The sequence below is a fragment of the Oceanobacter sp. 3_MG-2023 genome (assembly GCF_030688925.1).
GTDB lineage: Bacteria > Pseudomonadota > Gammaproteobacteria > Pseudomonadales > Oceanobacteraceae > Oceanobacter.
In genome coordinates, this window is sequence record NZ_JAUYVX010000012.1 from 78085 (window position 1) to 101347 (window position 23263).

Below are 23263 nucleotides of genomic sequence, written 5' to 3' on the forward strand. Positions count from 1 at the left end.
CCTCGTGTGGTGTACCGGTTAGCGCGGCAGTTCAAACGGTGTCATTTGCTCACGCGGCAGGCGGTTGATGGGTTGCCAGTCTGGCACAGGGTCGCCCTGGGTAAACAGTAACCAAGGAACCTCAGCCTGTAAAATCAGGCGCTGATACAGCGCCTGGATTTCTGCCAGTGTCAGGGATTCGACTTCGCTGGCAATGGCGCGGCTGGTATCAAAACCGGTGCGCTGCAGGTCAATATCACGCCAGAACAGGTCGGCTTTTTCGCTCATGTTGCGAGCCGGTTGCAGCAACAGGTTGATCAGGCCGTCTTTGAAGGCGGCAAATTCATCATCACTCATATTGGCCAGCGAGTCTTGATAGCTGTTCCAGAAGGTCTGGCTGTGGTTGAGCAGGTCGCTGGGGGAGTGCTCCGGTGATTGTACGATAAAGACCAGTCCGGGCACGCTGCGCTGTGGATAAACGGTGGCAAAGACGATGTAACCCAGCTGCTGTTCGGTGCGCATGTACTGGTAATACGGGGCGCTGATCATCTGGCCGAGCAGGGCGATGCGGGCACGGTTGTGATCGCTGGTGTCTTGTCCCTGCAGGTACAGCACCATGACCTTGTCTTTGTGATCGAGATCGAGCGACTGCTGGAATTTACCCGCCGGGAGCTTGAGTACGGACAGCTCGGACTGTTGCTCCGGATTGGCCGGGTAGACTTCGGCTACCTGGTGGGCGACGGCTTCGGCGTCGGCCTTGCTCATGCTGCCGTGGATGTACATACGGGTGGCGGTCTGGCCTTTCAGGGCGTTGGCGAAGGCTGCGACATCGGCGCGACTGACGGAGCCCAGTTCAGCCAGCAGTTGCTGTTCGTTAAAGCTGGGGGAGTAAATCTGGCGTTTCAGCTCGGCGATGCCGCGTTCGTAGGGCTTGGCCTTGAGCTGGTTTTCCAGATTACGCTGCAGCGAGGCTTGATAGCGCTGGAACTGGTCATCGCTGATATTGACCTGTTGCATGCCTTCGAGTACCCGTTTGAGCAGCTCGGGCAGTTTATCCTGGTAGCCGGACAGCATCAGTTGCAGACCGCGAGTGTTGGCACTGAGGCCATAGCTCAGTCCGGCCAGATGTGCCGGGTAACTGTAGGTGTTCAGGGCTTCATTCACGGCGCGGGTATACAGCTGGGCCAATACCATACCGCGCGGGGTGGCGATATCGGCGTGTTGCAGCTCCAGGGTAATGCGGCTGCGTGGTTGCAGGAACTCGTGTTCCGGGTAATACCAGAGCTGTTGTCCGGGCTGGTCGATCAGTATTTCGGGTACGGTTTGTTCTGCCTCGCTGTTGAGGCTGAAGTCTTGCGGGATAAAGGGGTTGGGCGCTGGCAGGTGAAGCTGCTCAAGACCATCGGTCGCGACGTCGGTTGCGCGATAGTTGGATGGACGAATACGCATCGGGGTGTTGTACCAGGGGTCGACCATCTCGGTGGTAACGCCAGGGGCAATCAGGGTACGCAAGACGTTATCCATGTTCAGTGCATCGAGGAAAGGAGCAAGTTCGGGTTGCGCGATAGGCCGCCATAAATAATCACCATGGATCACTTGTTCGGGCGGGTAAACCTGCAGATTGCTGCTCAGGCGTACGGCGTAGTCTGACAGGCGGCCGTGTTGCTGGAAGCGGAATGACATTTCGCTCAGTTGCTGCTGTTCGGTCATCAGGTAGGCAGGAATCGGCTGCGCTTTCAGCAGGTCAACGTAGTGTTCGAGTATTTGCGTGATGTTGTCGACATGCAGCAGGCCGCTGCGGGTCAGCTCAATCTGGACGACCAGGTTGGATTCAAACCGGGTGCTGATGGAGCGTCCGGCACTGAGGCCTTCAGCCCAGCCTTTTTCTTTCAATAAGGCGAGGATGCTGCCTTCGCCTTCATGGCCAATCAGGTTGGACAGTAGCTGCAGCGGTTTGTATTGATACAGCGACTGGGTTTCTGGCATCGGGAAGGTAAATTGTAATCGGCGGATTTCTTTCACCGGCTCGATATTGACGTCGAGCGGTAACTGTTCCGGTACAAACATCGGCGGCCGTGAGTCGGCGAGCTGGATATCGCGCTTGGGGACGGCGCTGAAGTGGTTTTTGGCCCAGTCCTGCAGCTGTTGTAGCGGGTAGTTGCCTGCCAGTACCAGGGTCATCTGGTCGGCGCTGTAATGCTGTTGGTAAAACTCGATCAGGTCATCACGAATTTTGCGGTCAGGGCGATCTGACAGGGTGTCGAGATTGCCGGTCGCAAAACCAGCATAAGGGTGGGCCGGGTTCATGGCCTGTTTTTCAGCCGAGAAAATACGGCGGAAATCGTCTTTTATCTTGGCGCTGTATTCGGCATGAACGGCGTTTTTCTCACGATCGACATAGGCTTCGTCAAAGCTTGGGGAGATAAAAAATGGCGCAAAACGATCCAGCGCACCACTCATGGCGTCGTTGTCGATAGAGAAAAAGTAGGTGGTTTGCTGGTGAGCGGTGAAGGCATTGTGGCTGCCACCGTGGCGGCTGATAAAGGCCTGGTATTCACCCGCTTCCGGGTAAGGCTCGGTGCCCAGGAACAGCATGTGCTCCAGGAAGTGCGCCAGACCTTCGCGACCGTCAGGGTCGTCACCACTGCCGGTGGCGACGGTCATGGCGGCGGCGGCCTTGTCGGTACCGGGCGTGGATACCAGCAGGACACGCAGGCCATTGTCGAGCTGGACGTATTCATACTTGAACGGGTCTGACGGGCTGACAATAGGACTGGTGTCCCCGTCTTCCCGGCAGTTCCAGGGAGTGGCGTCATTGCAGTCAGAGACGACGGCAGACGGTGGAGCAGAAGCGGGTTTGAGCATGGAATATCCGATGGCGGCCAGAACAATAACAATAAAAATCCAGTAACGGGGCGATAACATACCTGCTCCTACTACAAGTCGCGGTCAATCTGGGTGAGTTGCCTGAAGTCTGACTTCAGGCCCGTGGTCAGTGTGATGTGCCCCGGCTTTGGGCAATCGCCTGGGCATCGCCCAATGTGCTGGTGCCGGGATCCAGCTCACTAATGCGGTTAAGACGCGCGCGGCTGTCTTCCAGTTCCGTTAGTACCAGAGCAAATTGTTGCTGGAAAGCAGCATCAATGGTGCCGTATAGCTCGGAGATGGCATCCGAGCTGCTGGCGCTGGTGTTGCGCAGGGATTTCAGGCAGGCCAGAGCAATCTGGTGATAGGCTTGGTCTTTGTTCACAGGGGTTCCTCCGATTAGCCGCTCATCATACATGAGAAATCAGTCATTGATGGCAAACCAGTACAGTTGGGCGGCGTTCACTTTACGTGACAGGGCATCACCACTCATCCAGTCGATACCGCTTTGATGTGCTGCCGCCAGTGCTTCGGTCGAGTCGATGCCATGGGCATAGATAATGAGGCCATCCTGCTGCAGCCGCTGCAGTAAGGGCTGGCCTTGATGTAACGCCTGGCGGGCATGGGAGATCATGCAGGGAGGCAGGCTGAAACCGTCCACATCCATGGCCGATAGGCTCTGATAGCCAGGCAGGCGTTGTTGATGTTGAGGGTCCGTGATTTCGAATATCAGCCGTATATCCAGTTGCCGCAATGCCTCCTCCAGCCTGGGGGTTGGCTCTTCTGGCGTCCATGGCAGAACAATACACCAGACCGGGGCTGGCTTTCCGGCCTGCTGGGGCCATGCGGCCAGGCAGCTGGTCAGGTGTTGCCTGCAGTGATCGGTAAGGTCGGCGACACGGAGAATAACGTACATAGGCTGGAGGAAATGTTGCTGCCAGGTGATGTGCATATCTTCCAGCCAGCGGTGACACAGATCGGGCTTGGCCATATATTCGGGCAGCAGCTCCAGTCCGGCGAGTGCGCCTTGGGAATCGAATATAGGGGTAGCGTGAAAATCACTTTGCTGGCGCTGTTGCGTTGGCAAGGTCGTGGCGGACAGAGCCGATTTGTACGGTTGTACTTGTTCGAGGGATGGGGTGTCGGGGCCTTCCAGCCCCAGATGCTGGCGGATATGTTTGAGTGATGTTGCTGCGTCCGGTGTGTGTTGTGTTGATTGTCCCCAGCTGCAATTAATGTCGGGGCTGAGCATGACGGCTTGCCCTTGATGCGACAGCGGCTGGCGGAACCCCTGGGCGATGGCTTGGCACAGGCCCTGGGTACAGGGGTTGGCAGGGTCGGCGATAACAGGAACCAGAAACAGATGATGTGCTGGCTGGAAGATCGGTGACGGTGAGGTAGTGGCTTCGGCAATGCGCTCATAACAGAGGCGGCTCAAGCCAGTATCAAAGACCTGATCCGGATCGAAACTGATCAGCAGGATACAGGTGATGCCATCGGACTGGGTCAGATAGCTCTCCATCTGATTCAGCTGGTGCAGACCGGCATAACGCTGGGTGTCGCTGTCGGGATTGGTGTGTCGTTCGGTCACGCTATCGAGCAGGCTGCAGATACAGAGCCGGAAGTCATCACTGATCGAGGTTATCGCCATCCAGGTGGGCTGGATACGACGTTGCTGGACTATCAGGTTAAAGTAACCCAGCCAGGTTTGGTTGGCTTCGGTTTGACGGGTGATCTCTGCTTCCAGAGCGACCGGCATGTGGCTTATCGTGCCAGTAAACAGGTTGCGGCCGAGCAGTTGCTCTTCGTTTACCTGCAGGGCATCACAGATTGGTTGGTTGGCAAGGCGAATAACCCAGTTGCGATCTGTCAGTAATACGGGCTGCTGGGTATTGAGGGCGGACTGCAGAGAATGAGCCTGCTGCATCAGGTTGGCCTGTCGCGCACCCTCGATAATATCACGTATCAGAACCAGGTTATTCCAGGGTGTGGCAATCAGTTTATGGATGGCACCTTGCTGGCGTGCCTGTCGCAGCCGCGCTGAATCCAGTTGGTTGGTCAGCAGGATGCGATAGCTGCCAGGGCTGATCTGCCGTGCTTGCTGGCACAGTGACAGTTCATCCAGCTCTGGTGTCTGGGAATCAATAATCAGTACGTGTACTGGGTAGCTGGCCAGATAATCAAGCGCTTCTGCTGTACCGGTTGTGGTCTGTACTGCGATGTGTTCACTGAGTAGTAATCTGGAAATTGAGTGCAAAATACCGGCTGCGTTACCAACCAATAATACCTTGAACGTCATCGTTATTCCTTTCCTGGGGCCGATCGTGTAAGAGTGCACTTTCTACTATCACGCTCCGGTGCCTTGGCGACAGCATACTGTTTCAGTCTTGCAATGGCCAAAGGCTATCTATACTGAAACCAATGTATTTATTGGTTGGGTGATGTTGTGAGAGGAAAACAGGTACTGACGACCGGTGAAGTGGCGAAATATTGTGGCGTCAACTTCAGAACGGTTATCCGCTGGATCGAGCGCGGTCATCTGGAGGCTTACAAATTGCCGGGACGAGGTGATAATCGTGTTCCTGTGGCCGGGTTTGTCCGGTTTTTGCAGAGTAACGAGATGCCTGTGCCGAATGAGTTGCAGGATCAAAGCCGCGGCTTGCTGATCCTGGCAGAATCGGAAGTGATGGCGGCGGAACTGGCTTCAGCCGCCCGGCGGGCGGGATGGGATCCACAGGTGGCTGTTGATGCGATGCAGTTTGGCTATTGCTATGCAGAGCAGATACCGGCTGCTATGGTGCTTTCCAGTGAAGTATGGATAGCTGCTGTCGATAGGATTCGCCGCGAAAACGTGTCGCAAGCAGTATTGTGTATAGTGGCAGGGGCCAATATCACAGAGAATGACAGCCATGACGGCTGGCACCGACTGTGTTGGCCAACAGAGCAGAAGCGTTTCGTTGAGTTGCTGAATATGAATGACTCTTCATGCTAGCCCAGGGTGTACCGGATAAGGGCTGGTTCTGCTTGCAAGGAGGGCTCAATAGCTCAATAAGGTGGCTATGGCAGATATTTTTTCAGAAAACAACATCGCATTATGGGTCATCCTGGTTCTGTTGGTACTGGCGGTGGTGTTGCTGCTGCGAGCAAAAAGCCGTATGCACCAACAGCTGGATGACCTGACCCAGTGTAATCAACAACTGCAACAGTGGTGGGTGCAATCCCCCAATGTGCTGGTGCGCGTCGATGCCGATGGCGTCGTGCTGGAGGCCAACCGGACTCTGGCTGGACAAACCTTGAGTCGCGGTAAAAAACTGACCAACTGGCTTCCCTTGTCCGATCGGGAAGCCTGGCTGGCGATTCTGCGCAAGGTGCTGGACAAACATGCCAGCGGCGCAGAGATGACGATGGAAGTGCTATCAGCCTCGGGGCCGGTTTATTGCTGGCAGCTACAGACAGCCGCCGATCCACAAAACGATGATGAAGCCCTGGTGTATTTTCATGATATATCAGACCTGGTCCGGCAACGGCAGTCGCTGGAGAAAAGCCGCGATTATGCCGACCGTTCCAACCTGGCCAAGAGCCGTTTCCTCGCCAATATGAGCCACGAGATCCGCACCCCGATGACCGGCCTGCTGGGGATGGTGTCGTTGATGGAACAGACCCACCTCGACGAAGAACAGCGCGGATTTCAACGGGTTATCCAAAGCTCATCCGAGCATTTGCTGGCCATTATCAATGATATTCTCGATATTTCGAAAATCGATGCGGGCAAGCTCAGCATTGAAGCTGAAGTATTCGACCTGCCGGAATTGGTACAAAGCCTGTTGGAGATGGTGTCTTGCCGGGCACAGGAAAAACAGCTGGTGATGCAATCGTTTGTGGATGAAAAACTGCCCTCGCAGTTGATCGGCGATCCGGTACGGATTCGTCAGGTACTGATGAATTATCTTAATAACGCCATCAAATTCACCGAGTCCGGCCATGTATTGCTGCGGGTGGTCAAAGTCCGCAACATGGTGAGTGAAGTGCAGTTGAGATTTTCGGTTGAGGATTCCGGTATTGGTATTAGCGCCAGCAAAGTGGTGGCTCTGTTTGAGGAATACAGCTTTGTGCATGGCCGGATTTCAGTTGAAGCCGGTGGTACCGGGCTGGGGTTAAGCATCTGTCGGCGGCTGGCCCAGCTGATGGGGGGGCATGTCGGGGTCGTCAGCACCCCTGGTGTCGGTTCCAATTTCTGGTTCGACGTGACCTTGCCGGTCGCTGTAACCGCGATGGAAAACGACGGTGCGATTCCGCTGTTGGGCGAACAAACCCTGTGGGTCTGTGATGAGCTGCAAGTGAACCGTACCTTGCTGATGTCCATTGCTCGTCAACTGGGCATGGTGTACCGGGAGTTTGACCGGGTCTCGGATTTGCTGCTTGCCTTGGAGGAAACACAACCCACCATTCTGGTGATGGCCTACCGCACCTGGCAAGAAGGTGACGATTATCTGCGTCAACTGCTGGCCGACACACCGATACGACTGGCCCTGTCCTCCATGGATGTACTGACCACGGGGCGTGATGAACTGCTGGCGCAAGGTGTGGGTGCACACTGGGACTGGCCAATCAGTCAGAGCAACCTGCGTGATTTGTTGGGACGTTTGTTACAGCAGCCCGCCCGACCACAATTGATGATTACCCGCACCAATCGTTATCAGGGAACGGGGATCGCGATTGCTGAAGAAAACACCCTGCTGAAAAACTGTCGGGTACTGTTGGCAGAAGACAATGGTGTCAACCAAAAGGTCGCCTCCCAGATGCTGATACACCTCGGCTGCGTTGTCACATTGGCCAACAATGGCCGCGAAGCCGTGGAAAAAAGCGCCAGCGGAGAGTTCGATCTGATCCTGATGGACTGTCATATGCCGGTATTGGACGGCCTCGCCGCCTGTCGCGAAATTCGCCAGCGTGAGCAGCAACAGCAGCTTCCGGCGGTACTGATTGTGGCATTGTCTGCTGATGTGATGGTTGACCGGAAAGAAGAGTGCGAAGCCGCCGGTATGAATGGTTATCTGGCCAAGCCCGTCCGGCTGGAAGATCTGCGCCGGGAGTTGCCCATGTTCCTGGCACTGTCGAACAACGACCTGGGGCCGGCAGCGGTAACGCCGGATTCGTAACGCCGGTTTGTACTTCCGGGAGATTGCTCCGGCCGCGTTGGCTGACCTGGTATCAGAGTGCGCTGCCGTGAGGGATATAGCGGTTATCCGTCAGAGCCTTGATCGCCCGGACCTGTTCCTTGCTGGCGGGGGTACCCTGTTTTTTCAGATAACGGAAGATCCAGATCGCCGGGTTGCTGCTGCCGCAGTGCCAGCCTTCCAATTGTTGTTCAGCGCTGGCAAAAAAAGCCGCCAGTGGCAGTAACTGATCGGTGTCCATTGCCGTCAGGGCCGCTTGCCAGGCCGCCTCATCCAGCTTGATCCAGGATTGCACGGTTTTCAGCGCCCCGGCGTCCAGTTGATCGCTGTTAATGACCGTGGCTTCCTGGGCTGTGGGTAGAGCCGCAAGCAATTGCTGCAGCGTGTCGGAATCCGGTGTGCCGGTTTGGCTGGAAGCCGGTTGCCACTGCTCAATCATCGGGTATCTCCTCAAAAATCGTCAGTACGGTGTACTGAGCTGAAATTTTATGGGCTTAACGGTACCACATCCGGCAATGTGCCTTAACAGAAACACTTTGTTCAGGCATCATCCCCGCGCCTTTCATTGTTGAATCCAGATAAGCCAATGCCTGATCGTTACGCTGATATCCGCCCCTACCAGGATGATGAAGTTGCCGCTGTACTTGAGCGAGTGAGTCAATCCGACACCTTGCACCGGGCGCTGTTGAAATACCGCCTGCCCATGTTGCCGCACTGGTTGCGGGAGTGGCTGCTGCCAGTGGCGCGCTACCTGCTTGATCGCCAGTTGGCGAATGTGAATACCGTGCACGACTTCCAGATGTGGATGGAAGGCTGGGTCGAGCGGTTACTGGCCAAAACCACCACCGACGTTGTGGTACGGGGGCTGGATAGCATGCCTCCGGATCAGGGGCATCTCTGGATTTCCAATCATCGCGATATTGCCATGGACCCAACGCTGATCAACTACTCGTTGTATCAGGCCGGCTGGCCAACCAGTCGCATTGCGATTGGTGATAACTTGCTCAGCCATCCGGATATTGCCGACGTGATGCGGCTTAATAAATCCTTCATTGTTCGACGAAACATTACCAATAAACGCGAAAAGCTGACGGCACTGCAGCAATTGTCGGGCTATATTCGCTATTCGCTGGCACAGCGTGAATCGGTCTGGATTGCCCAGCGGGAAGGCCGCGCCAAAAACGGCGTCGACCTGACCGACAAAGCGGTACTGAAAATGCTGGCATTAAACGGCCGGGAACATAAAGAAACCTTTGCCGAGACCCTGTCGGCCTTGCGTCCGGTGCCTGTGTGTATTCAATACGAGTGGGACCCCTGTGATCTGATGAAAGCCAGAGAGCTGGTGGCTCGGGCGAAATACGGCAGTTACAGCAAGGAAGAAGGGGAAGATACCCGTAGTTTGTTGACCGGTATCGTGGGCCAGAAAGGCACGATCCATGTGGATTTTGGCCAACCGCTGAGTGACGACGATCTTGCCAGTGCCGAAACCATGGCGGCCGCGATTGATCGCCAGATCCGGGATATGACCGAAATCCTGCCCGTGCATCATGCCGCCGTGCGCCTGTTACAGCAGCGTTTTTCCTGCTATCTGCAGGCCCGGGCCGGTGACAGCAGTCGCCAGATCCAGGATACCTTGTGGCAACGGATTGAAGGCGAAGCACAAGACGTACAAAAGCAGGTTCTGACTGGTTACGCCATGCCGATTCTGCTGCAACAAAATATGGCCGATGGTTGATGGTTAAGACCCCGGCGTAACGGGGGTCGCTCTAACCTGACTGAACGGGTTGTTCCGTTGGTTACTGACCCGATGACAGAGAATTTGAACCTATGCGTTGGATAATACGGTTGATATTGCCGCTTATGGCCCTGGCACTGTCAGGCTGCCTGGAGCTGGGGCGAACCTGGGATGACCAGGTAGAAACCCGGCTGGTTGATTATTACAAAGAGCAATGCGACTCCGATAGCACCTCGCTTTGCTTCCGCATTCGGGAAGACAGCAGCGACAGCTGGGAAGTTGTCGAGGAATCGTTCAGCGGCTTTGATGACTTCGTCTGGGGCAACCGTTATGAAGTCTACGTCACCGTCTCGTTTGATGATGATGGCGACCCCAGCAGTTATGTTTTCAACAGCATTATTTCTACCGAAGCGGTTGATGACAGCGAAGATACCTTCTCCATATCGTTATACACCGACGTTGGCATTCTGTATGAACTGGATGACGCCACCTGGGAGCTGGCCAGCGAGATCGACTTTGCCTGTAACGAAGCCTGTGATGACCTGACCGCTGCGGTGGCCAACAGCTATGTAACCCAGCTGGAGTTCAGTGTCGACGATGAAGGCACCATTGCGCTGGAATACGTGCTGTGCTCTGCCGCCGAAGACGACTTTGACAGCACGTGCGAAGGTGACAGCGATGCCTCCTGGTATATCGGTTGGTTCCAGAGTGACTGTGGTCTGGCCGATGCCGCCATGTGTCTGCTGTACAAGGTAAACAGCTCTGATGAATACGAGCTGCTGCAACTGGAAGACGATATCGACGGTTTTACTCCGGTATGGGGTGAGCGTCCTTATATTGATGTGGTGGTGACCACCAGTGATGGCGGCAGCATTACCGCTGTTGAACTGGATGAGGACGACAGCAGCCCGGATGACCGCATCGGCAGTAGCTACGATTTCAAGATGATTGTGCGTGGCAGTGAACTGTCCGAAAGCAGTGGCGGTTCCATCGACCTGTACGACAGCGCCCCGGATCTGGATTGCAGCAGTTTCAGTCAGTGTAGTGATCTGAACGATGCCATTGACGATGATGACTGGATGCTGATCGAAGGCTATTACGATGGTATTGATATTGTGGTGACCGATCTGGAATGCAGCCGATCAAGCCTGTCGTCTTTCCGTAGTAACTGTACCGATGACGACGATGATGTGAACTGGGGTATCTGATTGCCCGGTGGGCCTGTGGCTAGTCAGGGCACAGGCCCGGAACGCTGCTGGTTGCTGGTTGCGCCATTCTTTGCCAATTCATAGATACCGCCAGTTCAGCGATAGCGCCTGGTACTGACGGTTTCTTTTGTTCCTAGTCTGGATATACTGTACAAAATCCCAGTTATACAGACATTCCATGCGCCTGTTTATTGCTGAAAAACCTTCCCTTGGTCGCGCCATTGCGGCGGTACTGCCCAAGCCTCACCAAAAAGGTGAAGGCTTTGTGCGCGCTGCCAATGGCGATGTGGTCAGCTGGTGTATCGGCCATTTGCTCGAACAGGCCGAGCCTGAAGCCTACAACCCGGCCTTCAAACAGTGGCGGCTGGATGTCTTGCCAATTGTACCTGACAGCTGGCAACTGCAACCCAAAAGCCAGACCCGCAAACAACTGACGGTGCTACGCAAACTGGTAAAAGAAGCCAGTCAGCTGGTGCACGCCGGTGACCCGGACCGCGAAGGACAACTGCTGGTGGATGAAGTGATCAGCTATCTGAATGTTCCGGGCGCCAAGCGCCAGAACATGCAACGTTTGCTGGTCAGTGACCTCAACCCCAAGGCCGTAAGCCGGGCGCTGACGCAACTGCGTTCCAATCAGGAGTTTATACCGCTGTCGACCTCGGCCCTGGCGCGCAGCCGGGCGGACTGGCTGTATGGCATCAACCTGACGCGGGCCTGTACCCTCAAGGGGCAGCAAGGAGGGTTAAAACAAGTACTGTCGGTCGGTCGGGTGCAAACCCCGATTCTTGGTCTGGTGGTACGACGGGATGAAGAAATCCGGCAATTTGTCTCCCGGCCCTTTTATGAAGTCTGTGCGGCGATTCATCTGCAGGCCGACCAGCCACTGTGCTTTTATGCCAGCTGGCAACCCAGTGATGCCTGTGCCAGTCATCAGGACGAAGAAGGCCGGGTACTGAATCCCCGGCTGGCCAACAACGTCGCCACCCGTATCCGGCAACAGGAAGCGCGGGTTACTGCGACGGATCGCAAGGAAAAACAGCAAGCCGCGCCCTTGCCTTACAACTTGTCGGCGCTGCAGATCGATGCTGCCAAAGCCTTTGGCCTGAGCGCCAAACACGTGCTCGACGGCTGCCAGTCGTTGTACGAAAAATATCAGCTGATCACCTATCCCCGTTCCGATTGCCGTTACTTGCCGATGGATCACTACAGTCGCCGGGAAGCGGTGATTCAGGCGATTGGGCAACATCAGCCCGAGCTGGCCAGCGTGGTGCAGGGAGCCAATCTGGGGCTACGTTCGAAAGCCTGGAACGACCGCAAGGTCGAAGCCCACCACGCCATTATTCCGACCGAAAAAACCACCGGAGCAGATCGTCTGACGCTGACGGAAAAACAGCTCTACAGCCTGATTGCACGGCAGTATCTGCTGCAGTTTTATCCCCCATATCGCTACGCGGATCGCCGGATCGAGCTGGAAATTGCCGGTGGCCGGTTTGTCGCCAACGAACGCGAGAACCTGGAACCTGGCTGGAAAGCCGCCATGCCACCTGGCAAACAGCGGCCAGCTGCAGACGGGCCAGATTCACAATCGCAGCCATTACCGGCGTTATCTCCGGGTCAGCTGGTCTGGAGTGGCGAGCCAAGGGTTGATGAAAAACACACCCAGCCTCCGGCGCATTTTTCCGATGCCAGCTTGTTGGCGGCGATGACGGGCATCAACCGTTTTGTCAAAGACCGGCAGCTGAGAAAAATCCTCAAGGACACCGACGGCCTCGGCACCGAAGCCACCCGGGCCAGCATTATCGAACTGCTGTTCAAACGCGGTTTTTTACACCGCGAAGGCAAAAGTATCCAGGCGACGCCACTAGGGTGTGCGCTGATCAATACCTTGCCAGAAAGCACCACAGTGCCGGATATGACCGCGCACTGGGAGCGTCAGCTTAACGATATCAGCGAACGAGCGCTGAAATATGACGGTTTTATGCAGCCCTTGCTGGAGCAGCTGCACAACCTGGTCGGCCAGGCTTGCCAGCTGAATACCCAGGCGTTCAGTGGGCTACCAAGCCATAGCCCGGTCAAGGGTAAATCCCGTCGTCCCCAGCAGCGTCGGGCAGGCACTGGCAAGTCTCGCAAGAGCAGCTCGACAGGTCGCCGCCGTCAAACAGACTGAACGGATCGTGCCCTGATACCGAGTGCTACCAATAGCCGTCTGGTATCCGACAATCGTTTCTACTTATACTGCAGGCCCTCCATAAAGGAGGGACTTTGGGGGTGGTATGTCCATTTTGATCGACACGGTTTTTCCGATCTTTCTGATTATTCTGGTTGGTTTTCTGGCCGGAAAATTCAGAATCTGTGGTGGCGATGCGGCCAAGGTCCTGAATGATTTTGTCTTCTGGTTTGCCATGCCATGCCTGCTGTTCAAGGCCATGGTGGTGGTTGATCCGGCCGAGCTGCTGAATCTGGACTACCTGATCCTGATTGCGATCAGCGCCATTCTGACCATGGCGGTTGGGGTCTTGATGGCGAAATATCTGCTGGGTAAACGGCTGGATAGCAGCGCCTTGCTGGGGCTGAATGCTGCCTATGGCAACACCGGTTACCTCGGAATTCCGCTGGCGTTTGCGAGTTTTGGAGATGCCGCCAGTGTGCCGGTGATCCTGTATGTGGTGGTCGGGTCACTGTTAACCGTGACCATTGCCATCATCATGATTGAGCTGGATAACAAGGTGGCGGCCAGCCCGGCGCAAATTACCATGGATATTGGTAAAGCCGTGTGTAAAAACCCGATGTTACTGTCGCCACTGGCGGGCATTCTGTATGCCATGTTGCCAGTGGAATTGCCTTCCATGGTGTTTAACTTCTGCGATATGTTGGGGGATGCCGCGGGGCCGTGTGCGTTGTTTTCGCTGGGGTTGTTTCTGGTTGGCAAACCCCTGTTCGGGGATATTTCTGCCATTTCAACGACGGCATTACTGAAACTGTTGGGGCAACCCTTGCTGACCTGGTTTTTGGCCAGTTATGTCTTTTCGTTGTCGCCGCTCTGGACCAGTGTGGCAATCCTGATGGCCAGCACCCCAACAGGGGCGGGCAGTTTTGTATTGGCACAAAAGTACAATATTTTTGTGCAGGAAACCTCGACCACCATTATCTGGACCTCGATGGTGTCGCTCTTCACCATCAGCTGGGTGCTCAGCTCCGGTCTCTAGGCGAGCGGATGCCCAGTTGAGACTCTTTGCCGGTTTGTCCGGTTTTCCTGATTCGTCTGACCCTGGTAAATAGCGTGAACGGTCTTCCTCGGCGTGTCATCAGGCTTCGTTCCGTGTGAACCAATTCACAATATCTGCATAAATCTCTCTCCTTGTTTTTTATGAACTATCCTCAAAACGTGCCTGGCTAGCCGATAACCACGCATTTGTCACCCCTGATTGTCATGAAATACCCCTTTAGAGGTGACTCTAACGGGGCAATGTCGATATCTATGGTTGTTTGTAGACTGATGATGATTTGCTGACGGTTAATTGCAAACTTGTCAATAAGCTTTCTGCCACGAACCAATGAGTGTAGTGGCGATATTGATACAGGATGTGCTGAAGCTCAGGTGCTGTTTGATTTTCATGGTTTGAATTGTTTGATTAAGAGGTAATGGATGAAAGTTATTTCCCGTTGTGCGTTGGTATGGCTGCTGGCATTGACTGGCCATGTAGAAGCGGCGACCGAAAAACAGTGCGAAACCGTACGAATTGGTGTGGTGGACTGGACTGACTTGCATGTGGTGAACGGCATTGCCCAGTCACTGCTGGAAAAACTGGGTTATCGGGTAGAGCTGAGCATGCAGCCTGCGACCCCGGAAGTCTTTAACCAGATGAAGCAGCGTAATATCGATGTATTCATGGGGTATTGGACACCGGCCATGGTCGAAGTGGCCGCTCCCTATTATGGTCAGCAAGAGGTCAGCACCCTGACCGCCAATCTGGATGAAGCCCTCTGGACCCTGGCTGTCCCTGAATACGTATATAACCAGGGTGTGCGTGACTTTGCCGATATCGCCCGTTTTCACGACAAATTTGGAGGGCGTATTTACGGTCTGGAAAAAGGCAGCAGTGGTAACGAAGCCATTCACGACATGATTAATGCCGATGCCTTTGGCCTGAAAGATTTTGATCTGATCGAAACGTCAGAACGACTGATGATGGCCCAGGTGAATGGCCGCGTCCGCAAGGGCGAGTGGATTGTCTTTATGGGCTGGAAGCCGCATCCAATGAACCAGCAGTTTGCCATTCGCTATCTCAGCGGCGGGGACGACTACTTTGGCCCGGATTACGGCAAGGCCACGGTAAACACCAGTATCCGCAAAGGGTTGGAGCAAGAATGTCCTAACCTGGCCCAATTCTTCAGCAATCTGAAGTTCAAGGCCGCGCTGGAAGAAGAAATCATGCAAAAAACCAGCAATGAATTTGTACCGGTGGATCGTGCCGTGCGGATGTGGATGCACAGCAACCCAGGTCAGGTCAGCGCCTGGTTGCAAGGGGTCAAAACCCTGGATGGCCAGTCGGTTGATCCTCGTGCCATTGCCGAAGATATGGAATTGACCTTCGGTCGCTAGTGGCCGGATTGGTAGCAGTTGGGTCGCTAGCAGTTCTAGCAGTTGGGCTGATAGCGACCGGGCCGAGATGCCAGCCCGGCTGGCTCTCGAACTTTATTGGCGTTTTTTCATGCGGTAGGCCAGTGCCGGGCGTGTCAGCCCCAGCTGTTTTGCTGCTTCAGTAACGACGCCCTCGCTGTTTTTCAGCGCCTTGTCGATCATCAGGGTTTCCAGCTCATCCAGACTGGTACCGGATGAGATAAGAATGTCAGCCAGCTGGTCGGTCGATAATCCCGGTATCAGGTTGCTCGCGTCACCTTCCGGGGAGGTAATTTTACCCTGGTGATTAATGATATTAAGCGGGTGTGTCGGCTCCGTCAGTGATGGAAACAGATGCTCCAGCTCGATTACTCGGTGGTTGTCCGTCAGGATAACACCGCGTTCGATCATGTTTTCCAGTTCGCGGACGTTACCTGGCCAGCTGTAGTCGGCCAGCATCGACATGGCGCGGTCAGTCAGGCCGATGATTTTCTTGTTGTATTCGCGCTGGTAGCGGTCGAGAAAATGCTCGACCAGCAGCGGAATATCCTCCCTGCGCTCACGCAAGGGTGGGATACGGATCGGCAGCACATTCAGACGGAAGAACAGATCTGCCCGAAAGCGTCCGTCTTGGACGGCCTGTTGTAAATCTTCGTTGGTGGCGGCTACGACACGTACGTCTATTTTACGGGTCATGGTATCGCCCACCCGTTCCAGTTCACCTTCTTGCAGGACTCGCAGCAGCGTGGCTTGTGCGCGGGGCGTCAGTTCAGCCACCTCATCAAGAAAAATGGTGCCATAGTCCGCCCGTTCAAACTTGCCTTTGCGTGACTGGTGCGCTCCGGTGAAGGCTCCTTTTTCAACCCCGAATAACTCGGACTCAATCAGGTCTGGTGGGATGCAGGCGCAGTTGACGGCGACAAAAGGTTGCTCGGCCCGGTCACTGAGGCGATGGATATTACGCGCCTGGACTTCCTTGCCGACACCGGTTTCACCCAGCAACAGCACGCTTACCTTGCTGGCTGCCGCCCGGCTGATCATATCGCAGGCCTGTTTGAAGGCCGGGGAGTTGCCGACAGCGGAAAAGGGTGTCCAGTCAGCCTGAGCCTGGGCTTCGTAGCGGCTTTTTAATTCGGTGTATTCGTGCTGCAGCAGCTCCAGTTCGTCGATTAATGGACTGGGGCGGAGGTATTTCTCCAGTGCTTCGCGGTCGGGCCATTCATGGGCCGGGCGGCCGATATTAACGCAATGACTGTCACCACAGGCGCAGCACTGGGTTTCCTTGAACAGAATCTGTCGTCCCATATAGTAACTGGTGTAGCCACTGGCATAGCCGAGCAGAGTCCAGCACACGGCTTCTTTGCTGGGGCCAATCTCCTGCAGGTGCTGCTCTGCTTCCCAGGAGTGATGCCAGTCAAATTCGCCGTAATAGGCACCGCTGGCCATATCAAATTCCAGCCGGATCGGCGTCACTTTGACCTTGCCTTCCAGCTTGTGCAGCTGTGGCCCGACAACAAAAGAATCCTGGGTACTGAGATCGGGGCGCAAGCGTTTGGCCAGCTCGGCATCAAGGCGGCCAGAGGCATAACCAAAACGCATCAGCACCCCCTTGGCCCGCTCCCAGCCAAGAATATCAATCAGATCCTTGCGTAACTGGCCAAACACTGCGGCATGGGTCAGCAGCATGCGATTTTCGTGCAGCCAGATATGGCCACTATCCGGGTCGAAGCGCAGTTGATGAATCAGGTCATCATCGCTGGGAGTGGGTAACGGTGTGCGATGGCTCATGGCGGCTTGGCTCATTGTTATTATCTTTTTGTAAGCAGTAATCTGCTTGATCATATAGTCAATTGCATAGATCACAATCACCATATCATTAACTACAAACGGGATCTGGTCGTCCCGCTGTTGGGCTGAAACGTGGTTTAACGAACAGTCTTTCTCTAAAAAATCGTTTAAAAACAATGGCTTGAATTTTCAGTGCAGACGCAAAGTCCAGTTTGATGCGCTGGCATGGCCATTGCTCTTACCTGTTATGTGATGAGATAACAGTCAGGTCGGTTATGTGTTTGTTCTTCATATGCACCAACCGGATGAACAGGCTTAACACATTTCTTGCTGGTGCCACCAAATTCAATACCGGTGGAATCCGCTGTTTGATCGAAAACAAATAACAATAAAACAGGAAATAGCTATGAAATACGGTGTAATGCGTCCTGGACATGTCCAGATTCGGGTTCTCGATATGGCAGATGCCCTGAAGCACTATTGTGACTTGATGGGATTGATTGAAACCGGCCGTGATGATCAGGGACGTGTTTATCTGAAAGCCTGGTCAGAAGTAGACAAGTATTCAGTGGTGCTGCGGGAAGCAGACGAAGCGGGGATGGATTTTTTTGGTTTCAAGGTAGTGTCTGAAGCAATGCTCGATCTGCTGCGCGGACGACTGGTCGAGTATGGCGTGGAAGTTGAAGATATTGCCGCTGACGACCTGCAAGACTGTGGCCGCAGGGTACGTTTTGTGGTGCCAACCGGTCATTCCTTCGAATTGTTTGCTACCAAGGAACAAACCGGCAAATGGGGCATTTCCAATATCAACCCGGAAGCCTGGCCTCGTGGTCTGAGTGGTATGGGCGTGGTGCGGTTTGACCATTGCCTGCTGTATGGCCCGGATGTTCCAGCCACGGCAAAACTGTTCGAGGAAGTGCTGGGCTTTGGTATGGCTGAGCAGGTCGTGGCACCGGATGAAGACAAAACCCTGATCGCTGCGTTTCTGAGCTGTGGCATGAAGGCGCATGATATAGCCTTTATTGAAAACCCCGAGCCAGGCCAGTTCCATCACTCGTCTTATTATCTGGAAACCTGGGAAGACGTGCTGCGTGCTGCAGACCTGATCTCCATGACCGATACCCCGATCGATATTGGCCCAACCCGCCACGGGCTGACTAACGGTCGTACGATCTATTTCTTTGACCCTTCCGGCAATCGCACCGAAGTGTTTGCCAACGGTAACTACCACTATCCGGACCACGAGCCGGTTACCTGGACTGCGGATCAACTGGGCAAGGCGATTTTCTATCATGATCGTGTTCTGAACGAACGCTTCTTGACCGTTACTACCTGATCAGCAGTAAAACGTGGCACCACACGCTGTTGTGGTGTTACGTCTGTTTTGTTGATCGGTACCAGGGAAACAAGGCGATATCCTGACAGTGCATCAGCCAGTGTGTCAGCGTCGGTTATGGCCGACGTTTGGGGAATAACCAGAATCCGAACCAGCGTGTCATCCGGGGCATGGCCACATAAGACATCAGGACCATGACCACCGCCGTCACCAGCAAGGTGCGGAATATCAGCGGGATCTGGGCGAGGGGTTCACCAAACAAAAAGAACACCAGCGTGACAATCGGATACAGAGCCATCCAGCTGACAATCGTCATCTTGTATTTGGCCGGTGGTGTCTGTGGATTGGCGGCAGGTTGCCCTGGCAAATCAAACCAGTTGGCGATGCCGTAGGTGATCTCCCGCTGGGTCGGAGATGACAGCAGAGCCTCAATCGAGCCGAGTAGTTGCGCCCGCTGGGTGGATGCTTCCCAGACATTCAGTGCAGCATGGGAGGTAAAGCGGAAGATGATCCGGTACTCTGGGTCGTCGCTACTGGCTGGTCGGAACAGGTTGGTACCGAGATAGCCTTCGAAGCGTGAAGCGGCGAGGGTCATATCGGCGCTGAGTTGTTCGAACTCGGATTCCTTGCCGGGAATAACACGGCGGGAAATAACAACTGTAACCGGGCCGTCTGTATCGCTATGGGGTTCCATAACTACTCCAATAATAAGAATATCAAAATGCTAGCGCGAATAGAAAACGAGGTCAGGTGTTGTTTTTTATTATGCTCGGGAATTCAGAATGTCATATATGGGTGCTCAATGAATTATCAGGATTTGTATTTCTTTGTGAAGGTGGTCGATAAAGGCAGTATCGTGGCCGCGTCGCGTTATTTGAATGTTCCTACCTCCACACTGAGTCGTCGTATCCAGTCGTTTGAAGCCGAACTGGGTTACAAACTGATCCATCGCAGCGCCAAAACCTTTGGTCTGACAGAATCCGGCCAGCGTTTTTATCAGAGTGTTGTGGATACCGTACAAGACCTGGAAACCCGACTGGAAAACGTTAATAGCGAACTGTCCTCGATGTCGGGTGATATCAAAATCACCGCACCAGTCAGTCTCGGACATTATTACGTCAAACAGTGGGTATTCGATTTTATGAAAGAAAACCCCCGTATTACCGTGGAAATGTTCCTCAGTAACGAGAATGTCGACCTGGTTAAAAACAGCATTGATATCGCCTTCCGCATGGGCAATGTGACACTGAACGAATGGGTATCCCGGTCGCTGTTCCGTTCCAGCAACCTGATCTGCGCAACGCCCGCCTTTATGGCGCAATTCGACAGCCCGCAACGGCCACAGGCATTGTCACGGATGCCACTGGTAGCGCTCAAGCGTAACCCGGTCTGGCGCTTCTTTAATGCCGCTGGTGAAGCCGAAACCTTTGTCCCGAAACCCACCCTGCGTACCGATGAAATCCAGTTTGCCCTGGATGCGGTGCTGGAAGGCGTCGGAGCGGCCTGTTTGCCTTGTTATATCGCCCGCGAAGGGCTGGAAAACGGCGACCTGATCCAGTTATTGCCAGACTGGCGCATGGAAGACCGCGAAGTGAATATCGTCTTTCCTCATCGTCAGAACATGCCGGTCAAAACCCGCGCCTTTATTGATTTTATTATCGCCAAGGCAGCCCAGCATGCCGTCAATCTACGCCCTGCAGGGTAATCCCCCGGGGCGAAGGTAATTGTGTTATCCCTCGCCGACCGGCTCCCTGGCCGGTGCTGCTGGTTTTCACGGATGGTGCCGGTTTCTGGTTCTCATGGCTGGGAAAGCGCCGGTCAGAGAGGTGATTGAAGGAAAGGAAAGAGAAGGAAAGGGCCTGCAGGCCGGGCTAACAGCATGCTGCCATCCGCACTGAATCCCGTAATCGGGATGATCAACTCTCGAAAATACCGGTTTTAACCCCATGGGCCAGCCATATACTGAAGCTATGGAAATCCACGGCTGGCACAGCAACCCAATAACAATAAACCGTGATTCTGAACGGCGTAATGACGCTGCTTGCTGCGCAAATACATGATCAAACAGGTGATATATGAAAGAGTTTCGACACTTTATTAATGGTGAATATGTTGCATCTCTGAGCAACCGGACATTTGAAAATCGTAATCCGGTTGATAACAGCCTGATTGGCCTGGTGCACGAAGCCGGAAAAGAAGAAGTAGACGCCGCCGTTAAAGCGGCCAAAAAAGCACTCAAGGGGCCATGGGGCAAATACACCCAGGCACAACGTATCGAGATGCTGAACAAGGTAGCCGATCGCATCAACGAACGCTTTGATGAATTCCTGCAAGCCGAATGTCTGGATACTGGCAAGCCCCACAGCATTGCCAGCCATATCGACATTCCGCGAGGAGCCGCCAACTTCAAGGCCTTCTCCGAAACCCTGGCCAACCATCCGACCGAAAATTTTCATCTGGATACCCCTGATGGCAAAGGCGCCATCAATATGGGCCACCGTACCCCCAAGGGCGTGATTGCCGTTATCTCCCCCTGGAACCTGCCCTTATTGCTGATGACCTGGAAAGTAGGCCCGGCACTGGCGTGCGGTAATACCGTGGTGGTCAAACCATCAGAAGAAACCCCGGCCACCACCACCTTGCTGGGTGAAGTCATGAACGAATGTGGCGTTCCTGCCGGTGTCTTTAACGTGGTTCATGGCCTGGGGCCAAACTCCGCGGGTGAATTCCTCACCACCCATCCGCTGGTTGATGCCATTACCTTTACCGGCGAAACCCGCACCGGCGAAATCATTATGAAAGCCGCCGCCTGTGGCCTGCGTAATATCTCGCTGGAATGTGGCGGCAAAAATGCCGGTATCGTTTTTGCCGATTGTGATATCGAAAAAGCCGTCGAAGGCACCATGCGTTCCGCCTTCGTCAACTGCGGTCAGGTGTGCCTGGGCACCGAACGGGTGTACGTCGAACGGTCAGTGTATGACCAGTTCCTGACCCGTATGAAAGAAGAAGTCGCCAAACTCAAGCTGGGTCGCCCGGAAGACAAGCAAGCCAACTTCGGCCCGCTGGTTAGCCTGGAACACCGCGACAAGGTTGCTTACTACTACAACCTGGCCAAGGAAGAAGGCGCGACCGTAGAAATTGGTGGCGGTATCCCGGATATGGGCGCAGCAATGAACGACGGTGCCTGGATTGAACCGACCATCTGGACTGGCTTGCCAGACGATGCCCGAGTGGTACGTGAAGAAATTTTTGGCCCTTGCTGCCATATCCGCCCCTTCGATACCGAAGAAGAAGTGATCGAACTGGCTAACGATACCGTATACGGCCTGGCCGCCGCGATCTGGACTGAAAATACCTCGCAAGCCATCCGGGTAGCAGAACAGATGGAAGCCGGTATCGTCTGGGTCAACTCCTGGTTCCTGCGTGACTTGCGTACCGCCTTTGGTGGTGCCAAACAGTCAGGTATTGGACGGGAAGGCGGCGTTCACGGTCTGGAGTTTTATACCGAACTGAAAAACATCTGCATCAAACTGTAAAACCCAAAACGGCACCAACAAGACAACGTACTTGTTGATGCCGACAATACCGCCACAACGAAGGAATCATTATGCCGATTATTCAAGTCAGTATTATCGAAGGTCGCCCGGATGAGATGAAAGAACAATTGATTGTTGAACTGACCGAAGCGGCGGTTCGGGCGTTGGATGCACCGCGAGAGAGTGTGCGGGTATTGATTAGCGAAATGCCCAAACAGCATTTTGGTATTGGCGGTGTCTCGGTAAAAAAACTGGGACGCTGACGTTCACTGGTTGCTCGGCGATCAACCACTTGCTTGCCCGCATACTATGCGGGCTTTTTTATGGGCTATTACAACCTGCAGCGGCCATATACGGCGAATAGTGGTATCAGCTCTCTCGCAGCAGAAGAAAAACTTAACACCGTGTCCGGGATTCGTAGACCACTACAAGGTTTTTCTACAGACTCGTTATCCGCCTCTCGATGCGGCAATTCCCCCAAAACCAACCCTTTATCTCCTTCAGCCCACCGGATGAGTAAACCCTCCAATAGCGGTATTGTTCGCAAATAGCGATTTTTTGTTGACTAATAGCGAACTCATTGTTATCCTTCCCTAGCGTTAAATAAGGGAGCCAATCACCAGTTACTTGAGTGGGCTACCACTCGCGGAGACGTTGTCTCTACCTTTTGCGCCGCTCATGCTGCATGGGTCAAGCTACATCGATTCATCTAGCCCAAGTGCGCGTCTACGTCGTGTGGTGATACCTCGACGTGAAAACAGGGGTTTATTGCCGGTCACTCCCAAGTTCCTTTGGCAATGGTGATCCAGCACCCAGTTCCGGGTGTTGGGTGCTAAAGGAGCATAAGCTTTATGAAAGTAATTTTTAACGTTGTCTGGCAATCGCTTAAGGAGCGGAAACCGGAGGAGAAAATCCGCAGCAAAACTTGGGCGCTGATCAAGTTGTTAATGAAGATTGGTGTCATGGTTTGGAAGATACTGAAGTTTTTCTTCGATGAGGGTGACTCTGCTTAGGCGGT

General features: G+C 54.3%; 18 protein-coding genes. 12 read left to right on the forward strand and 6 right to left on the reverse strand.

The features are described from left to right. Positions 1-18 precede the first annotated feature (18 nt). The 3 genes from Q8W32_RS11905 to Q8W32_RS11915 all read right to left on the reverse strand — a co-directional run bounded on the left by Q8W32_RS11905 (position 19) and on the right by Q8W32_RS11915 (position 5143). A complete protein-coding gene (locus tag Q8W32_RS11905) occupies positions 19-2904 on the reverse strand; it encodes an insulinase family protein (protein WP_305415088.1) in 2886 nt (961 codons plus the stop codon). Positions 2905-2971: 67 nt separating this feature from the next. Continuing rightward, positions 2972-3229, reverse strand: coding sequence for a hypothetical protein (locus tag Q8W32_RS11910; protein WP_303433285.1), 258 nt, complete (start codon positions 3227-3229; stop codon positions 2972-2974). Between the two features lie 39 nt (positions 3230-3268). Beyond that, the gene (locus tag Q8W32_RS11915; RefSeq protein ID WP_305415089.1) at positions 3269-5143 is read right to left on the reverse strand and encodes a response regulator; all 1875 of its coding nucleotides are present in this window, start codon (positions 5141-5143) and stop codon (positions 3269-3271) included. 147 nt (positions 5144-5290) lie between these two features. On the opposite strand from Q8W32_RS11915, the gene Q8W32_RS11920 reads away from it, so the two are divergent. Next, positions 5291-5836, forward strand: coding sequence for a helix-turn-helix domain-containing protein (locus Q8W32_RS11920; RefSeq protein ID WP_303433287.1), 546 nt, complete (start codon positions 5291-5293; stop codon positions 5834-5836). Positions 5837-5903: 67 nt separating this feature from the next. Then, on the forward strand, positions 5904-8003 hold the full coding sequence (locus tag Q8W32_RS11925; protein ID WP_305415090.1) for an ATP-binding protein: 2100 nt from the start codon (positions 5904-5906) through the stop codon (positions 8001-8003). Positions 8004-8055: 52 nt separating this feature from the next. Here the strand turns inward: Q8W32_RS11925 and Q8W32_RS11930 are convergent, their stop codons facing one another. After that, positions 8056-8460, reverse strand: coding sequence for a hypothetical protein (locus Q8W32_RS11930; RefSeq protein ID WP_305415091.1), 405 nt, complete (start codon positions 8458-8460; stop codon positions 8056-8058). A 147-nt stretch (positions 8461-8607) separates the two neighbouring features. On the opposite strand from Q8W32_RS11930, the gene Q8W32_RS11935 reads away from it, so the two are divergent. The 5 genes from Q8W32_RS11935 (at position 8608) to Q8W32_RS11955 (ending at position 15567) form a co-directional block, all read left to right on the forward strand. Next, positions 8608-9756, forward strand: coding sequence for a 1-acyl-sn-glycerol-3-phosphate acyltransferase (locus tag Q8W32_RS11935; RefSeq protein ID WP_305415092.1), 1149 nt, complete (start codon positions 8608-8610; stop codon positions 9754-9756). Positions 9757-9881: 125 nt separating this feature from the next. After that, on the forward strand, positions 9882-10964 hold the full coding sequence (locus tag Q8W32_RS11940; RefSeq protein WP_305415093.1) for a hypothetical protein: 1083 nt from the start codon (positions 9882-9884) through the stop codon (positions 10962-10964). A gap of 178 nt (positions 10965-11142) precedes the next feature. Further along, entirely contained in the window at positions 11143-13131 is a 1989-nt protein-coding gene (locus Q8W32_RS11945) for a DNA topoisomerase III (protein WP_305415094.1), read from the forward strand. Positions 13132-13237: 106 nt separating this feature from the next. Then, the gene (locus Q8W32_RS11950; protein ID WP_303433293.1) at positions 13238-14170 is read left to right on the forward strand and encodes an AEC family transporter; all 933 of its coding nucleotides are present in this window, start codon (positions 13238-13240) and stop codon (positions 14168-14170) included. A 440-nt stretch (positions 14171-14610) separates the two neighbouring features. Next, positions 14611-15567, forward strand: a complete 957-nt coding sequence (locus Q8W32_RS11955) for a glycine betaine ABC transporter substrate-binding protein (protein WP_303433294.1) — start codon at positions 14611-14613, stop codon at positions 15565-15567. 93 nt (positions 15568-15660) lie between these two features. On the opposite strand, the gene Q8W32_RS11960 is transcribed toward Q8W32_RS11955, so the two are convergent. Further along, a complete protein-coding gene (locus Q8W32_RS11960) occupies positions 15661-17388 on the reverse strand; it encodes a sigma-54-dependent Fis family transcriptional regulator (RefSeq protein WP_303433295.1) in 1728 nt (575 codons plus the stop codon). 391 nt (positions 17389-17779) lie between these two features. Between Q8W32_RS11960 and Q8W32_RS11965 the strand changes: the two genes are divergently transcribed. Then, positions 17780-18709, forward strand: coding sequence for a catechol 2,3-dioxygenase (locus tag Q8W32_RS11965; RefSeq protein ID WP_303433296.1), 930 nt, complete (start codon positions 17780-17782; stop codon positions 18707-18709). A 115-nt stretch (positions 18710-18824) separates the two neighbouring features. Here the strand turns inward: Q8W32_RS11965 and Q8W32_RS11970 are convergent, their stop codons facing one another. Then, positions 18825-19403, reverse strand: a complete 579-nt coding sequence (locus Q8W32_RS11970; RefSeq protein ID WP_305415095.1) for an antibiotic biosynthesis monooxygenase — start codon at positions 19401-19403, stop codon at positions 18825-18827. Positions 19404-19511: 108 nt separating this feature from the next. On the opposite strand from Q8W32_RS11970, the gene Q8W32_RS11975 reads away from it, so the two are divergent. The 4 genes from Q8W32_RS11975 (at position 19512) to Q8W32_RS11990 (ending at position 23258) form a co-directional block, all read left to right on the forward strand. Next, positions 19512-20414, forward strand: a complete 903-nt coding sequence (locus tag Q8W32_RS11975) for a LysR family transcriptional regulator (RefSeq protein ID WP_303433298.1) — start codon at positions 19512-19514, stop codon at positions 20412-20414. 370 nt (positions 20415-20784) lie between these two features. Beyond that, a complete protein-coding gene (locus Q8W32_RS11980; RefSeq protein WP_305415096.1) occupies positions 20785-22245 on the forward strand; it encodes a 2-hydroxymuconic semialdehyde dehydrogenase in 1461 nt (486 codons plus the stop codon). 71 nt (positions 22246-22316) lie between these two features. Next, the gene (locus tag Q8W32_RS11985) at positions 22317-22508 is read left to right on the forward strand and encodes a 4-oxalocrotonate tautomerase (protein ID WP_303433300.1); all 192 of its coding nucleotides are present in this window, start codon (positions 22317-22319) and stop codon (positions 22506-22508) included. 588 nt (positions 22509-23096) lie between these two features. Further along, entirely contained in the window at positions 23097-23258 is a 162-nt protein-coding gene (locus tag Q8W32_RS11990) for a hypothetical protein (protein ID WP_305415097.1), read from the forward strand. The last annotated feature ends 5 nt before the right edge of the window (positions 23259-23263 follow it).

Bases quoted from the DNA above. Each gene is read 5' to 3' on its own strand.
- Q8W32_RS11905 (WP_305415088.1), bottom strand. From the start codon at position 2,904: ATGTTATCGCCCCGTTACTGGATTTTTATTGTTATTGTTCTGGCCGCC.
- Q8W32_RS11915 (WP_305415089.1), bottom strand. From the start codon at position 5,143: ATGACGTTCAAGGTATTATTGGTTGGTAACGCAGCCGGTATTTTGCAC.
- Q8W32_RS11925 (WP_305415090.1), top strand. From the start codon at position 5,904: ATGGCAGATATTTTTTCAGAAAACAACATCGCATTATGGGTCATCCTG.
- Q8W32_RS11930 (WP_305415091.1), bottom strand. From the start codon at position 8,460: ATGATTGAGCAGTGGCAACCGGCTTCCAGCCAAACCGGCACACCGGAT.
- Q8W32_RS11935 (WP_305415092.1), top strand. From the start codon at position 8,608: ATGCCTGATCGTTACGCTGATATCCGCCCCTACCAGGATGATGAAGTT.
- Q8W32_RS11940 (WP_305415093.1), top strand. From the start codon at position 9,882: ATGGCCCTGGCACTGTCAGGCTGCCTGGAGCTGGGGCGAACCTGGGAT.
- Q8W32_RS11945 (WP_305415094.1), top strand. From the start codon at position 11,143: ATGCGCCTGTTTATTGCTGAAAAACCTTCCCTTGGTCGCGCCATTGCG.
- Q8W32_RS11950 (WP_303433293.1), top strand. From the start codon at position 13,238: ATGTCCATTTTGATCGACACGGTTTTTCCGATCTTTCTGATTATTCTG.
- Q8W32_RS11955 (WP_303433294.1), top strand. From the start codon at position 14,611: ATGAAAGTTATTTCCCGTTGTGCGTTGGTATGGCTGCTGGCATTGACT.
- Q8W32_RS11960 (WP_303433295.1), bottom strand. From the start codon at position 17,388: ATGAGCCAAGCCGCCATGAGCCATCGCACACCGTTACCCACTCCCAGC.
- Q8W32_RS11965 (WP_303433296.1), top strand. From the start codon at position 17,780: ATGAAATACGGTGTAATGCGTCCTGGACATGTCCAGATTCGGGTTCTC.
- Q8W32_RS11970 (WP_305415095.1), bottom strand. From the start codon at position 19,403: ATGGAACCCCATAGCGATACAGACGGCCCGGTTACAGTTGTTATTTCC.
- Q8W32_RS11975 (WP_303433298.1), top strand. From the start codon at position 19,512: ATGAATTATCAGGATTTGTATTTCTTTGTGAAGGTGGTCGATAAAGGC.
- Q8W32_RS11980 (WP_305415096.1), top strand. From the start codon at position 20,785: ATGAAAGAGTTTCGACACTTTATTAATGGTGAATATGTTGCATCTCTG.
- Q8W32_RS11985 (WP_303433300.1), top strand. From the start codon at position 22,317: ATGCCGATTATTCAAGTCAGTATTATCGAAGGTCGCCCGGATGAGATG.
- Q8W32_RS11990 (WP_305415097.1), top strand. From the start codon at position 23,097: ATGAAAGTAATTTTTAACGTTGTCTGGCAATCGCTTAAGGAGCGGAAA.